This window comes from Cryobacterium ruanii (assembly GCF_004404055.1).
Classification (GTDB): Bacteria; Actinomycetota; Actinomycetes; order Actinomycetales; family Microbacteriaceae; genus Cryobacterium; species Cryobacterium ruanii.
Genome location: NZ_SOHK01000007.1, coordinates 315,402 through 329,036 on the forward strand (window position 1 = coordinate 315,402; position 13,635 = coordinate 329,036).

Sequence of the window (13,635 nt, forward strand, 5' to 3'; positions counted from 1 at the left end):
GCGCCTCGTGAGAGGTGAGGTAGCTACTGACCGATGGCCTGGTACGCGCTGAACAGTAGCGAGGCGTCCGGGCCTTCGAGGATGGTGGGCTTGCCGACATCATCGAGCACGACGAAGCGCAGCATGCCGCTGCGGGTCTTCTTGTCACGCTGCATCGTGGCGAGCAGGGTGGGCCAGCGACCCACCGGGTAGCCGGTCGGCAGGGTCAGCGATTCGAGGATATTGCGGTGCCGGTCGACGACCTCGACCGAGAGCCGGCCGCTGAGAGCGGCGAGTTCCGCCGCGAACATCATTCCGACGGCGACGGCCGCGCCGTGGCGCCAGCCGTACCGTTCAGCGTGCTCGACCGCGTGGCCGAGGGTATGACCGTAATTGAGAATCTCGCGGAGGCCGGTTTCCTTGAAGTCCTCGCCCACGATGCGTGCCTTCATGGCGATCGAGAGTTCGATCAGCCGACGAAATTCAGCGGTCGTCGGGTCGGTGGCGCGGTCGACATCCGCTTCGATGATGTCAAGGATCTCGGGAACCTGAATGAAGCCGGCTTTGACGATTTCGGCGAAACCGGCAAGCACCTCGTTGCGGGGCAACGCATCCAGCAGGTCGAGGTCACACAGTACGGCTGCGGGTGCGTAGAAGGTGCCGACGAGGTTCTTGCCCTCGGCGGTGTTGATGCCGTTCTTACCGCCGACGGCCGCATCGACCATGCCCAGCACGCTCGTGGGAATCTGTACGAGCTTCACGCCGCGCAGCCAGGTGGCTGCGACGAAGCCGGCGAGGTCCGTGACGGCGCCGCCGCCGAGTCCGATCACGGCGTCGGTGCGGCTGAAGTCGGATTGGCCCATGACGCCCCAGCAGAACGCGGCGACCTCGACGCGCTTGGCAGCCTCGGCGTCGGGGATCTCGGCAAGCAGTACCTCGGAGTAGGTCTCGAGCAGGTTGTCGCGCAGGGCGACGGCGCGAGCACCGACCGTGGAGGTGTGCACGATGAGTACCTTGTTGACGCCGCTGCCCAGCTGCTCGGCAACGGTACTGACCAGGCCACGCCCCACGCTGACCGGGTAGCTGTCAGGCCCGTTGACGGTGATCACGGTGGTAATGGTCTGGTCGGAGATCTCAGTCATCATTTCTTTCTTGAACCCAATTCACGATTTCGTCGGCAATGCCACTGATGGGTCGGTTGGAAGTGTCTAGGCGAATCGTCGCGAGGGCTTCATAGGTGGGGCGGCGCAGATTGTAGATACGCTCCCAGTCGGCGATACCACCGGACAGGAGCGGTCGTTTGGTGCCGCCGAGGCGGGCCTCAACGGCAGCGGTCGTCACGCTCAGGTAGACGACGGTCGCGTCGGCAAGATCGGCCTGGGTGTCGGCGTGCAGCACCGCTCCCCCGCCGAGCGAGACGATGGCTGGCTCGCCGAGTGCCCAGTCCACGGCTTCGCGCTCGACGATGCGAAAATACTCCTCGCCCTCACGGGCGAAGATCTCCGGAATCGGACCGTAGCTTTCCACGATGCGCTTGTCGGTGTCGATGAACGGCACGTTCAGGCCGCGGGCCACGCGGCGACCGATCTTGGTTTTCCCCGCGGCCATCGGTCCGATGAACACGATCGGCAGCAGCGAGTTGCGCCGGGTCAGCATGGTGTCAGCCGGCTGGTGGTCACAGCGACGCGTCGCTTGCCGCGCCCGTGCGCAGGTTGGCGGGAATGTTCGCCAGGTACGACTGCAAATTGCGGCGGGTCTCTCCGATCGAGTCGCCCCCAAATTTCTCGAGCACGGAGTTCGCCAGAACGAGCGCCACCATGGCCTCGGCGACGACACCGGCTGCCGGAACCGCACAGACGTCGGAGCGCTGGTGGTGCGCCGGAGCCGGCTCGCTCGTGGCCACATCAACGGTGCGCAGCGCCCGCGGAATCGTCGCGATCGGTTTCATGCCGGCACGAACCCGCAGCACGGTGCCGGTACTCATGCCGCCCTCGGTACCGCCGGCCTTGTCGCTGACCCGCTGGATCGCGCCATCCGCTTGCACCAGTTCGTCGTGGGCGGCCGAGCCGCGGCGGCGGGTGGTCTCGAAGCCGTCGCCGACTTCGACGCCCTTGATCGCCTGGATGCCCATCAGGGCAGCGGCAAGTTGCGAATCAAGGCGGCGGTCCCAGTGCACGAAGGAACCCAGGCCGGGGGGCAGGTTGTAGGCGAGCACCTCGACGACGCCGCCGAGGGTGTCGCCGTCCTGGTGGGCGGCATCCACTTCAGCGACCATCAGAGCGGATGTCGCGGCGTCGAAACAGCGCAGCAGGTCGGCATCGAGCGCGGCGACGTCACCGGGTTCCGGCAACGGCGTGCCGTCGGGCACCCGCACCGGACCGATCGCGATGGTGTGGCTGACCAGGTGGATTCCCAGCTCGTTCAGGAAAGACCGGGCGACAGCGCCGAGCGCCACCCGAGCGGCAGTCTCGCGGGCGCTCGCCCGTTCGAGAACCGGACGGGCTTCGTCGAAACCGTACTTCTGCATACCGGCGAGGTCGGCGTGGCCGGGCCGGGGCCGGGTCAGGGGGGCGCCACGGCCGCGGGCGAGCGTGGCCGGGTCTACCGGTGCTGCATTCATCACGTCGACCCACTTGGGCCACTCCGAGTTGCCGATGCGCAGGGCCACCGGCCCGCCGAGCGTGAGTCCATGCCGCACACCGCCCGAGAGCGTGAGCTCATCCTCTTCAAATTTCATGCGCGCGCCGCGGCCGTAGCCGAGCTTGCGGCGCGCGAGATCGAGGCGGATCGAGTCAAGGGTGACCGGGATTCCAGCGGGCAAACCCTCGACAATGGCGATGAGTTCGGGACCGTGAGATTCTCCAGCAGTAAGCCAACGAAGCATAGTTCCTATCTTTCCACAGCATCACGCGGGCCAGCGTCACGCGTCAGCGCGCCACGCATGGCCGCAAGTACGGCCGGCTCGTCGGGCAGCGGCTCGAACGGGTCGGCGGTAACGAAAACCCGCACCTGGATCAGTGCCTGGTGCAACAGCATTCCGAGGCCGCTCAGCACGGTACCGCTGGCCGCCTGCCACGACGTGGCAACGCCGCTCGGCCACGGCGAATACGCCACGTCGAAGAGAACGGCCCGTTCCCGCAGCGCGAGCGGCAACGGTGACGGCAGCATCGTTCCCCCGGGCAGGGTACTGATCACGACGTCGCTGTCGACGCGGGTAGGGCCGCCGAAATCCTGCAGGTCGACCACCACCCCAAGCGACCGGCCGAGTTCGACGAGCGGCTGCGCCTTCTGCGGGTCCCGCACGAGCACCGTCACGAATTCGGTACCGAGTTCCGCCGCCGCCATCAGAGCGGATGCCGCCGTCGCACCGGCTCCGAGCAGGGTCACGTGCGCCGCACGGGTTATTCCCCCTTCGGCGAGTGCGCGCACGAGACCCGCAACATCCGTGTTGTACCCGATCAAAGTGCCGCGACCGTTGACCTTGCGCAGAAGCACCGTGTTGACGGCACCGGTCAGCTGCGCGATTCGATCGCAGTCGTCGATGAAGGGCAGCACCTCTTGCTTGAGCGGCATGGTGAGCGACAAGCCGCGCCATTCCGGCCCGATCTTGCTCAGGAACATGGCCAGGGAGCCGGACTGCACCTCGACGGCGTCGTAGGTCCAGTCGAGGCTCAACTGCCGGTAGGCCGCACGATGCAGCATCGGTGACCGGGAATGCTTGATCGGAGAGCCGAGCACTGCGAGTCGATTCGGCGTCAGACTATCCATATTCGGGGTGCTCCCTCATCCAGTTTTGCCAGACGCCGACTGCGGCATCATGTTCGGCCACGGTAGTGGAGAACACCGTCTCGCCGGTGTCGAGGTTGACCGTCACAAAAAACAGCCAGGGTCCGTCGGCCGGGTGCAGGGCTGCGTCGATTGCGAGGTCGCCCGGGTTCGAGATGGGGCCGACGACCATGCCGGGATGCACGTAGGTGTTGTAGAGATTGCCGGCGTCGCCTCGTTCGGCATCGGTCGTGGTCACGAGGTGGGTGTTGCCGGTGCCGTACGCGACGGTTGCGTCGGATTGCAGCAGGCCGCTATCCCACCGGGCCGGCTCCAGCCGGTTGAGGAAGACCCGGGACACCTTGTAGTAGTCATCGCGCAGGCCGGCCTCGCGTTGGATCAGCGAAGCGAACACGATGGTCCTCCAGCGGTCGCCGACGGCGACCCCAGCAGAGTCGAGGGCTTCGAACTGCCGGTTCACCATTGCCTGAAGAACGATCTGGGCGGTATCTCCCGGCGAGAAGGTGTAGGTGGCGGGAAAGAGAAAGCCTTCAAGAGTGGTTGCCTCGGCGGGCAGCCCGAACCCTGCCACGCTGGCCGCGGTGGCCTGCAGTTCGGCGAGGGGAATCTCGGTTCCCTCCGAGATCGATTGCAACACATCGACGGTCGCGGTGCCCTCGGGCACGACCACGGTCTGGCTCAGTCTCGTTCCCTCGTCAAGCAGCGCGTCGAGAGCCGTGCTGGCGACCATGTTGGTTTTCAACTGGTACGCGCCGGGCTGGAAGACCGGCTCCGGAGTCGTCTCCAAAAGGATTTGGTAGAAAGCGTCGAAGCTTTTCACGACGCCCCGGTCGACAAGGGTTCTGGCGATGTCCGAGCCGCCGTCACCGCCGTGGATCATGACGACCACGTCCTCGCCGGTGGCCGCTTCGTCAGTGGTGAAATCGGCCGGTCCCTGCGTGGCAGCGATGATTTGGCCGATCGGACCCTGCAGAAAGAAGTAGGCGCCGGCCACGAGTCCGGCCAGCACGACGACAGTGATGAGGCAGCCCCACGCTCCCTTGTGGCTGCGCTTTTCTCGCGGTGGTTCGTCGGCGAGCAGCCAGCGTCGATTGGTGCGGCCGCCACCGGAATCGCCCTTCTCGCTTGCCTGTTCCGCAGTCTCCTGTTCCGCGGTCGCCTGTTCCGCGGTCTCCTGTTCCGCCGCCGACTGTTCCACGGTCTCCTGTTCCGCGGTCGCTTGCTCCGCGGCGGCCTGTTGCGCGCGCAACAGGCGACGGCTCGGCAGGGGCTCATCCAGGTTGGAACTCGGCACGGTTACGGCCTCTCGGTCGGTTCGACGGGTGAGCCTGGTGGTCCCCCCGAGGCACGCTCAGTGTCAAGCGCGTGTTGCAGAATGATAGTCGCGGCCACCTGATCGATCACTGGTCGATGTCTCTTCGCTGGGCGACCTGATGCCCGCAACGCCGATTGCGCCGACACGGTGGAAAGACGTTCGTCGACCAGGCGCACCGGCACGGTGAGCGTCTGGGCGAGCCGTTGGGCGAAATCGACCGCGTCGTCGGTCGACGCCGTGACGTTACCCGACAGGGCGAGTGGAAGCCCAACGATGACCTCGATGGCCTCGAGCTCCAGCACGACGGAGCGAATTCGGGCGAGGTCGGTCAGACCGGCCGGGTCCCTCGCAACGGTTTCGACCGGGGTGGCCAACATGCCATGGTTGTCGCTGCGAGCCAGGCCGATGCGCACCTTGCCGACGTCAACGCCGACCCGCACCCCGGAGCGCATCGTCAGCGGCTGATCGCCGCGACGACGGCCTGCAGTGCGGCCGGGATCGCACCACCGTTGGGGCCACCACCCTGGGCGAGGTCGTCTTTGCCACCGCCGCCGCCGCCGAGAATTCCGGCGACGGTCTTGGCGAGGGCGCCCGCCTTGTGCCCGGCGTCCCTGGCGGCCCGGTTGGTCGCGAGGATGACGACCGCCTTGTCAGCGGCAACGGCCGACAGCGCCACGACGACCGCGTCGCTGCCGAGGCGTTCCCGGGTGGCGAGGGCCAGCATGCGCACGTCGTCCGGGGAGCCCAGGACGCCGAGGTCCTCGGCGACCACGGTCACGGCGCCGACCCGACGGGCCGTGGCCAGCAGGGCGGGCACCCGCTCGGTCAGTGCACGGGCTTCGAAGGCTGCGATCTTCCTTTCGGCCGCTTTGAGGCTCGTCACGAGATCGCCGATGCGCTCGGGCAGCTGGTCTCGCGGAGTCTTCAGGCTTGAGGTGAGTTGCGACACCAGTGCGCGTTCGGCGGCGAGGTCACGGAAGGCTTCGAGACCGACGAGCGATTCGACCCGCCGGTTGGTGGACCCGACCGAGGCTTCGCTGATCAGGTTGATCATGCCGATCTCTGCGCTGCTGGAGACGTGGGTGCCGGCGCACAGTTCACGGGACCAGGGGCCACCGATGTCGACGACACGCACGACGTCGCCGTACTTTTCACCGAACAGGGCCATTGCGCCGAGCGCTTTCGCCTCTGCCAGGGGCAGCTCCCGGGTGGAGACCGGCAGGTTGTCTCGGATGGCGTTGTTGGAGATCTCTTCGATCTCAGTGCGGGTCGCCGGTGACAGCGCCTGGTTCCAGGAGAAGTCGAGGCGAAAGAATCCGGCCTTGTTGTATGAACCGGACTGGTGGGCGTTCGGGCCGAGCACCTGGCGCAGGGCCGCGTGCAGAACGTGGGTCCCGGAGTGGGCCTGGCGGGCGCCGCGGCGCCAACTCTCGTCGACCACGCTCGTCGCGCTGTCGCCAACGCCCACCTCGCCGGACTGTACGAGCACCTTGTGGCTGATCAGTCCCTTGACCGGCTTTTGCACGTCGAGCACCTTGAGTTCGTAGCCGGGGCCCACGATGAGGCCGGCATCCGCTTCTTGCCCGCCGGATTCAGCCCACAGCGCGGTTTCGGCGAGGATGACCTCCGCCGTCTCGCCGGCGACCGCGCTCGTGACCGACTCACCGCCCACGATGAGACCGAGCACGCTCGATTCGTTCTGCAGGTCGTCGTACCCGGTGAACACGGTCTCGCCCAGGGCACGGAAGGCGCTGTAGACGCCGAGGTCGGCGAGGGTCGTCTTTTTCGACTTCGCATCGGCCTTGGCCATGGTGCGTTGCTTGGTCATGAGAACGTCGAACGCGTCGCGGTTCACGCTCAGGCCGGCTTCTTCGGCGATCTCGAGGGTGATCTCGATCGGAAAACCATAGGTATCGTGCAGCAGAAAAGCGGTCGGACCGGCCAGTTCGGTTTTGTTGGCCTTCTTGGTTTTCGCCACGGCGAGGTCGAGCACGGCACTGCCGCTCGCGAGGGTACGCAGGAAGGTTTCTTCCTCTGCGAAGGCAGCCTGGCTGATGCGCCCGAAATCACTCTTGACCTCGGGGTAGGCGGCGCTCATGGCATCACGGGAAGCGGGCAGCAATTCCGGCAGGCTCACCGTGTCGACGCCGAGCAGACGCATGGCGCGCACGCTGCGCCGCAGCAGGCGCCGCAGAATGTAGCCGCGACCCTCGTTCGACGGCATGACGCCGTCGCTCATGAGCATGAGGGAGGAGCGCACGTGGTCGGCAACGATGCGCATGCGAACGTCGTCATCGTGGTTGGCGCCGTAGCGTCGGCCCGACAGGGCAGCCGCGCGGTCGAGCACCGGGCGCACTTGGTCGATCTCGTACATGTTCTCGACGCCCTGCTTGAGGAAGGCGACGCGTTCCAGACCCATGCCGGTGTCGATGTTCTTCTTCGGCAGGTCACCGAGAATCTGAAAGTCGCTCTTACCCGTGCTTTCACCGCGCAGGTACTGCATGAAGACGAGGTTCCAGATTTCGACGTAGCGGTCGTCGTCGGTGGCCGGGCCCCCGTCTGCACCGTAGGCGGGGCCACGGTCGAAGAAGATCTCCGAGCAGGGGCCGGCCGGCCCTGGCTGACCAGTAGACCAATAGTTGGATTCCATGCCGAGACGCTGGATGCGGTTTTCCGGCACACCGAGGGCACGCCAGTAGCGGTGTGCCTCGTCGTCGTCGAGGTAGATGGTGACCCAGAGGTCACTCTCGCGAAAGCCGTAGCCGCCCTGGTTCTCCGGAGTGGTCAGCAGTTCCCAGGCGAAACCGATGGCTTCCTCCTTGAAATAGTCACCGAAGCTGAAGTTTCCGTTCATCTGAAAGAACGTGCCGTGGCGCGGGGTCTTGCCGACCTCTTCGATGTCGTTGGTGCGGATGCACTTCTGCACGCTCGTGGCACGCGGGTACGGCGCGGGGACGAGCCCGGTGAGGTACGGCACGAACGGAACCATGCCGGCAACGGTGAAGAGAAGGGTGGGGTCGTCACTCACCAGTGATGCGGACGGCACAACGGTGTGTCCACGATCGGCGAAGAAGTCGAGCCAGCGCCCGCGAATGTCAGCAGTCTGCATGGTGTCCGTTTGTTGGTGGTGCATGAGTGTGATGACGCCTAAATCCGTGCAGCTCCTAGAGAGCGGATGCGGGCGGTTGAATGGACGCCTACGGTGCGCTGGTTGTCGGTGCCGTGCCAGTGGTGGCGCTGTCGTCGCCGAGCGCGGCGTGCAGCTCGGCCTCGCGCTGCCGGTACCCCTCAGAGATGGCCTCGCCGAATTCCCGTGCCTTGGTGTCGAGTTCGGTGAAGAAATGCTTTCCCTGCTGTGTCTTGTTGACCTCGTGGGCGACCACGAAGCCGGCGGCCACGCCGATGACCAACCAGATGACGTTCTTCATGGCACTTCTCCCTGAATCTGCGCTAGCCGTAGCTATCGATAAGTCGGGCGCGAGAATAGCAACGCCATGTTCAGAGTAGCCGGTCAGCTCCGGTTACGCCCGGACCGTGGCCGCCCGGCGCGAAAGGCTGCCCGCACTCCGGCCGAGAAGCCGGCGAGTTTGATCAGGGGCCCGCCGACCGTCGCCGCGAACAACGCGACGAGCGCTGAGACGTTTCCGGTGACATCCGCTACGTTGCTGGTGATCGTGTCGACCCTGGTCAGCTGCTGGTTGGTGGAGCGGATGGTCTCGGTCGTCTCTGCGAGCATCGGGGTGATTCCGTCGCTGAGTTCGTGGATGGCCGCGGTCGTTTCGTCGAAGACCCGGCCCAGTTTAACCAGAGGAATAGCGATGACCGCGACCAGGATCGCGAACACGCCGGCAGCGATGAGGCCGGCAATATCTCCACCTGACACGGTGACTCCACTCAATTCGGGGGCCTTTTACGAGCCCGGGTATGCGAAAGGGCGGATCACCTTGAGGTGATCCGCCCTACAGCGTACCGGTCGACGACCGGTTAACTACCTGCCGTGTTATCGGGCTGCGTAGTACTCCACGACGAGCTGGACTTCACAGGTCACGGGTATCTCGATGCGCTTCGGGCCGCGCACGAGGCGGGCCTGAAGCTTGTCGAGCTCAACCTCGAGGTACGGCGGGAGCTTGGGAAGCAGGTCGACGTGTCCGCCGGCTGCTGCAACCTGGAAGGGCTCCATGCCTTCGCTGCGAGCCTTGACGTGCATGAGCTGGCCCGGCTTCACGCGGAAGGAGGGCCGGTCGACGAGCTCTCCGTCGACGAGGATGTGACGGTGCACGATCATCTGGCGAGCCTGGGCCGTGGTGCGCGCAATCGCGGAACGCACGAGGAGAGCGTCGAGACGGGTCTCGAGGATCTCGACGAGGTTCTCACCGGTCAGTCCCTGGCGGCGACGGGCCTGTTCGAAGGCAATCTTGAGCTGGGCTTCGCGGATGCCGTACTGGGCGCGTAAGCGCTGCTTTTCGCGCAGGCGAACGGCGTAGTCCGAATCGGTCTTGCGCTTGGTGCGGCCGTGCTCACCGGGTGCATAGGGGCGCTTCTCAAGGAAGCGGGCTGCCTTCGGCGTGAGGGCGATGCCCAGGGCGCGCGAGAGGCGAGTTTTACTGCGGGTACGTGACTTGGTAGACACGGTTTCCTTTCAATCGGACTCAATAACAGGGATACCAGGGCGAGTGCGTATCACTACAGCACAAACGTCATGGGAGATCAGAGGATTGGGTGCCATGGGATGTTCGGCTACAGAACGATTCCCCTCCAAGCTGGAAACGGACGCAGCCGCATGCCGAAACCAGTTGTAGACAGGGGCAAGGTTAGCACACCGCTTCATCCGAGTGGATGCGCTACCGCAGCTCCCCGAGGCAGGCAATAGCTCTCGAGACGGCGGCGGCGGCTCATCCGTTCCTCGCTCAACATCCAATCCGTAACCCCGCGGGAAATCCGCCACCGCTGCAAGTCCAGAGCTGAGGGCGGAGAGTTATTCGTTGCGGACGATGCGGCGGATTTTCATTAGGCGGGCGGAGATGTCGCGCTCGTGGCCGTGCTCGGTCGGCTCGTAATATCGGGTGGTTTTCAGCTCTGTTGGCGGGTACTGCTGGGTGACCACGCCGAGCGCATCGTCGTGCGGATACAGGTAACCCTTGCCGTGACCGAGTCGTTTGGCACCGGGATAGTGCGCGTCGCGCATGCCCTTGGGTACCCGGCCCATCTTGCCGGCCCGCACGTCGGCGATCGCCGCGTCGAGGGCCATGTATGCAGCATTCGACTTGGGTGCGGTTGCGAGGTGCACAACGGCCTGGGCCAACGGTATGCGCCCTTCCGGCATGCCGATCAGTTGCACGGCGTCGGCGGCGGCGACGGCGATGAGGAGCGATTGCGGGTCGGCCATGCCGATGTCTTCGGAGGCGAGGACGATGATGCGGCGGCAAATGTAGCGCGGGTCTTCGCCGGCCTCGATCATGCGCGCCAGATAGTGCAGCGCGGCGTCGACGTCACTGCCGCGCACCGATTTGATGAACGCGCTGATCACGTCGTAGTGCTCGTCACCGTTGCGGTCGTAGCGCAGCAGCGCACGATCAACGGCGAGGGAGACAATATCGGTCGTGATCACGGGCTTACCGGTCGCTCCCGCTTCGAGCGTTGATTCGGCCGAAACGGATGCCGCCTCCAGCGCGGTCAGTGCCCTTCGGGCATCACCAGAGGCGAGTCGGATGATCGCGCCGCGGGCCTCGGGTTCGAGCTCGAACCGGTCGGCCAAGCCGCGCGCATCGGTGACGGCACGATCGACGACGATGCCGAGGTCGTCGTCGCTGAGAACTTCGAGGGTGAGCAACAGGGAACGAGACAGCAGGGGGGAAATGATCGAGAACGACGGGTTTTCGGTCGTCGCGGCAACCAGGATGACGACGCCGTTTTCGACCCCAGGCAGCAAGGTGTCCTGTTGGGCCTTGGAGAAGCGGTGGATCTCGTCGAGAAACAGCACCGTCGCGAGACCGTACAAATCGCGATTGGTGCGGGCATCTTCCATCACCTGACGCACATCACGCACGCCGGCCGTCACGGCGGACAACTCAACGAACCGTCGCCCGGAGCTGTGCGCGATGGCCTGCGCAAGCGTGGTTTTTCCGGTGCCGGGCGGCCCCCAGAGAATGACCGACACGCTGCCGCGTTCCCCCGTCTTGTCGCTCGCGAGGCTCACGAGTGGTGAGCCCGGCGTCAGCAGGTGACGCTGACCGGCGACCTCGTCCAGGGTTTTCGGGCGCATTCGTACAGCGAGGGGGGTCGCGCCACTGCGCAGGCCCGGTTGAGCATCCGACATTCCTCCAGCGTAGTTTGTGCGTAGAGTTCTACGAGATCGGGCGTGTTGGAGTCTGATTGTGTTTTGTCCGGTCGTCGCCAACCCCGACGGCCCTGGAGGGGTTCCAAGTGGCTTCGAATTACAAACTTGAGCGTGCGGCACGTGAAGAGCGCGGACGAGTTCGTTCCTACCAGGCCCGCCGCGCCGTTCACGAGCACCAGAATAAGCGTCGCCGGCGCGACAATTTGATCGCTGGCGGCGGACTGCTCGTCGTTCTGACGCTCATTGTGATCGCCCAGGTGTTCTACTTCGACGGCGGCCCCGGCACACCGGAGCCCACGGCAGCCGCGAGTGCAACCCCAACGCCGTCCGCAGCCGGCGAGAATACGGGCGAGGTGCCCGCGAGCACCCTCGCCGAAGGCCGCACCTGGACCGGTACCCTGACGCTCAACGACATTCCAGTGGGCATCGAGCTTGATGGCGCCCTGGCCCCGCAGGCTGTTTCGTCAACCATCAGCCTCGTGCAGGAAGGCTTCTACAACGGACTCAACTGCCACCGCCTCACCGTTGAGGGCATTTTCGTGTTGCAGTGCGGCGACCCCGCCGGGGACGGCACCGGGGGCCCGGACTACAGCTACGGACCGGTCGAGAACGCGCCATCGGACAACGTGTATCCGGCCGGCACCCTGGCCATGGCCCGAACCGGAGACAACGGTTTCTCCAACGGAAGCCAATTTTTCATCGTGTATGAGGACAGCACGATCCCGTCCGATTCGGCCGGTGGCTATACGGTGCTCGGCACGGTCACGAGTGGTCTCGATGCCATCAAAGCCCAGATCGCCGCTGCGGGAATCAATGCCGACGGCGTTTCCCCCGTCGTACCGACGACGATCACGGGCATAACAGTTCAGTAGGATCGATCGATCCGACTGCGCTATTGCAATAGGATTATCAGGGTATTTGCTGGACCCGCACTCTCTACTCCCGCGGATCCACACACAACAACTCAGCAAAGGTGAGGCTCTTGACTACGACAGATCAGCAACCATGGGGTCGCGTAGACGAAACCGGCACGGTTTACGTGCGCGAGGCAGATGGCGAACGCGCCGTCGGCCAGTACCCGGATGCCACTCCGGAAGAGGCCCTGGCCTACTTCGAACGCAAGTATGTTGAGCTGAACGGGCAGGTCACCCTGCTTGAGCAGCGCGCGAAGGGTGGCGCTCCGGCCGCGGACATCGCCAAGTCGGTCGCCAACCTGACCGTTGCCGTCGCCAACGCCAACGCCGTTGGCAACCTTGCAGCACTAGCCGAACGCCTCGGCGCCCTTGGCGGTGCCGTGAGCGAGCTCACCGAGCAGCAGAGCATCGAGACGAAGGCCGCAGCGGCTGCTGCCGTCGCCGAGCGGGCCGAGATCGTGGCCGAGGCCGAGCGTCTGGCGGCCGAAGATCCGGCCAAGACCCAGTGGAAGCAGACCAGCGCTGCCCTCGACGCCCTGTTTGCCAAATGGCAGGCGCACCAGCACGACGCCCCGCGCATCCCCAAGGGCGAGGCCAACGACCTGTGGAAGCGTTTTCGTGCCGCACGCACCACGATCGAGCAGAACCGCAAGGCCTTCTTCGCTGAGCTCGACAGCGCTCACAAGGACGTTCGCACCAAGAAGCAGCACCTGATCGAACAGGCCGAGGCCCTCGCCCCCAAGGGTGCCGACGGCGTCGGCGCCTACCGCACCCTGCTCGACGAGTGGAAGAAAGCTGGCCGCAGCGGCAAAAAGCAGGACGACGCGATGTGGGCGAAGTTCAAGGCCGCCGGCGACGTGCTCTACTCGGTCAAGACTGAGGTCGAAGCCCAGGACAACGAGGAGTTCTCCGCGAACCTCGTGCTCAAGCTCGAACTGCTAACCGAGTCCGAAACCCTGCTCAGCACGACAGACCGCAACGCCGCGCGTGACACGCTCACCGTGATCCAGCGCAAGTGGGATGAGATCGGCAAGGTTCCCCGCGACCAGGTCAAGCCGATCGAGGATCGTCTCCGCAAGGTGGAGGCCGTCGTGCGCAAACTCGACGACGACCACTGGAAGCGCAACAATCCCGAGACCAAGGCCCGCACCGAGGGCCTCGCCGGGCAGTTGAATGACGCGATCGCCAAGCTCGAGGCTGAACTCGCCACGGCGCAGCAGGGTAAGAACGCCCGCGCCATCAAGGACGCCACGGAAGCACTCGAGGCCCGTAAGGCCTGGCTCAAGGCGATCGGTCAGTAGCCC

The 13,635-nt window shown here is 65.3% G+C and carries 13 protein-coding genes; 2 read left to right on the forward strand and 11 right to left on the reverse strand.

Features of this window, described 5'->3' with window-relative positions; translation table 11 throughout:
* Window positions 1-23 precede the first annotated feature (23 nt).
* From aroB to E3T47_RS04975, 11 genes are all read right to left on the reverse strand, one after another.
* Window positions 24-1,121 (reverse strand): 3-dehydroquinate synthase, encoded by a 1,098-nt coding sequence (gene aroB / locus E3T47_RS04925; protein WP_134554795.1) that lies wholly within the window; start codon window positions 1,119-1,121, stop codon window positions 24-26.
* Window positions 1,114-1,635: a shikimate kinase gene (locus tag E3T47_RS04930; protein ID WP_241981946.1), complete on the reverse strand. Its 522-nt coding sequence runs from the start codon at window positions 1,633-1,635 to the stop codon at window positions 1,114-1,116. Before E3T47_RS04930 ends, aroB begins: the two co-directional genes overlap by 8 nt.
* A gap of 19 nt (window positions 1,636-1,654) precedes the next feature.
* Entirely contained in the window at window positions 1,655-2,863 is a 1,209-nt protein-coding gene (gene aroC / locus E3T47_RS04935; RefSeq protein WP_134554797.1) for a chorismate synthase, read from the reverse strand.
* A gap of 5 nt (window positions 2,864-2,868) precedes the next feature.
* Entirely contained in the window at window positions 2,869-3,747 is an 879-nt protein-coding gene (locus tag E3T47_RS04940) for a shikimate dehydrogenase (RefSeq protein WP_134554799.1), read from the reverse strand.
* On the reverse strand, window positions 3,740-5,059 hold the full coding sequence (gene mltG / locus E3T47_RS04945) for an endolytic transglycosylase MltG (protein WP_241981948.1): 1,320 nt from the start codon (window positions 5,057-5,059) through the stop codon (window positions 3,740-3,742). The genes E3T47_RS04940 and mltG overlap by 8 nt, the downstream gene beginning before the upstream one ends.
* A gap of 2 nt (window positions 5,060-5,061) precedes the next feature.
* Window positions 5,062-5,532 carry a Holliday junction resolvase RuvX gene (gene ruvX, locus E3T47_RS04950; protein ID WP_134554801.1) on the reverse strand — a complete coding sequence of 157 codons (471 nt, stop codon included), beginning with the start codon at window positions 5,530-5,532 and terminating at the stop codon, window positions 5,062-5,064.
* Window positions 5,533-5,534: 2 nt separating this feature from the next.
* Window positions 5,535-8,189: an alanine--tRNA ligase gene (alaS, locus tag E3T47_RS04955; RefSeq protein ID WP_134554803.1), complete on the reverse strand. Its 2,655-nt coding sequence runs from the start codon at window positions 8,187-8,189 to the stop codon at window positions 5,535-5,537.
* Window positions 8,190-8,277: 88 nt separating this feature from the next.
* Window positions 8,278-8,508 (reverse strand): hypothetical protein, encoded by a 231-nt coding sequence (locus E3T47_RS04960; protein ID WP_134554805.1) that lies wholly within the window; start codon window positions 8,506-8,508, stop codon window positions 8,278-8,280.
* An 83-nt stretch (window positions 8,509-8,591) separates the two neighbouring features.
* The gene (locus tag E3T47_RS04965; protein ID WP_134554807.1) at window positions 8,592-8,963 is read right to left on the reverse strand and encodes a DUF948 domain-containing protein; all 372 of its coding nucleotides are present in this window, start codon (window positions 8,961-8,963) and stop codon (window positions 8,592-8,594) included.
* A gap of 117 nt (window positions 8,964-9,080) precedes the next feature.
* A complete protein-coding gene (rpsD, locus tag E3T47_RS04970) occupies window positions 9,081-9,710 on the reverse strand; it encodes a 30S ribosomal protein S4 (protein WP_134554809.1) in 630 nt (209 codons plus the stop codon).
* Window positions 9,711-10,055: 345 nt separating this feature from the next.
* Complete coding sequence (locus E3T47_RS04975; RefSeq protein WP_134554811.1) at window positions 10,056-11,396, reverse strand: replication-associated recombination protein A; 1,341 nt, start codon at window positions 11,394-11,396, stop codon at window positions 10,056-10,058.
* 107 nt (window positions 11,397-11,503) lie between these two features.
* Between E3T47_RS04975 and E3T47_RS04980 the strand changes: the two genes are divergently transcribed.
* Both E3T47_RS04980 and E3T47_RS04985 read left to right on the forward strand, forming a co-directional pair.
* Complete coding sequence (locus tag E3T47_RS04980; protein WP_134554813.1) at window positions 11,504-12,289, forward strand: peptidylprolyl isomerase; 786 nt, start codon at window positions 11,504-11,506, stop codon at window positions 12,287-12,289.
* Window positions 12,290-12,399: 110 nt separating this feature from the next.
* Window positions 12,400-13,632 (forward strand): DUF349 domain-containing protein, encoded by a 1,233-nt coding sequence (locus tag E3T47_RS04985; RefSeq protein ID WP_134554815.1) that lies wholly within the window; start codon window positions 12,400-12,402, stop codon window positions 13,630-13,632.
* The last annotated feature ends 3 nt before the right edge of the window (window positions 13,633-13,635 follow it).

Excerpts from the sequence above, each read along its gene's own strand:
- E3T47_RS04960 (WP_134554805.1), bottom strand. The coding sequence starts at position 8,508 with ATGAAGAACGTCATCTGGTTGGTCATCGGCGTGGCCGCCGGCTTCGTG.
- E3T47_RS04930 (WP_241981946.1), bottom strand. The coding sequence starts at position 1,635 with ATGCTGACCCGGCGCAACTCGCTGCTGCCGATCGTGTTCATCGGACCG.
- E3T47_RS04940 (WP_134554799.1), bottom strand. The coding sequence starts at position 3,747 with ATGGATAGTCTGACGCCGAATCGACTCGCAGTGCTCGGCTCTCCGATC.
- aroB (WP_134554795.1), bottom strand. The coding sequence starts at position 1,121 with ATGACTGAGATCTCCGACCAGACCATTACCACCGTGATCACCGTCAAC.
- aroC (WP_134554797.1), bottom strand. The coding sequence starts at position 2,863 with ATGCTTCGTTGGCTTACTGCTGGAGAATCTCACGGTCCCGAACTCATC.
- ruvX (WP_134554801.1), bottom strand. The coding sequence starts at position 5,532 with ATGCGCTCCGGGGTGCGGGTCGGCGTTGACGTCGGCAAGGTGCGCATC.
- E3T47_RS04975 (WP_134554811.1), bottom strand. The coding sequence starts at position 11,396 with ATGTCGGATGCTCAACCGGGCCTGCGCAGTGGCGCGACCCCCCTCGCT.
- alaS (WP_134554803.1), bottom strand. The coding sequence starts at position 8,189 with ATGCAGACTGCTGACATTCGCGGGCGCTGGCTCGACTTCTTCGCCGAT.